Source organism: Neokomagataea anthophila (assembly GCF_018122595.1).
Taxonomy (GTDB): domain Bacteria; phylum Pseudomonadota; class Alphaproteobacteria; order Acetobacterales; family Acetobacteraceae; genus Gluconobacter; species Gluconobacter anthophilus.
Genome location: NZ_JAGRQH010000060.1, coordinates 1 through 263, shown reverse-complemented (window position 1 = coordinate 263; position 263 = coordinate 1). Strand labels below are relative to the sequence as shown.

Genomic DNA, 263 nt, shown 5'->3' with positions numbered 1-263 from the left:
AGCGGGCCGGAGGAGCTGTTAAGGGCGGGCAGCGGTGAAGGGCCGGGCCGGCTGGACTGGTTGGAGTTGCGGGGATCGGGGGGGCGAGGGGGTTGGGCGGTTGGGGAGGGCCGCGGCGCTGAGGTGGGGGGCGGCGGGCGGCTGGTGGTGGGGGTCGGCCAATTTTTAAAGAACAACCGCCTACGCCGCCGCAGTAGGTGTTTGGCAATGGAAAATTTGGGGAAGCACCACAACTTGCACGGGTTTTTTAGTAAGATTGCGTT

General features: G+C 65.0%; 1 protein-coding gene. It reads left to right on the top strand.

Annotated elements, in window-relative coordinates:
- Positions 1–263: hypothetical protein (locus KB213_RS12080; protein WP_211683484.1), on the top strand; the 263-nt coding region annotated here is incomplete at both ends.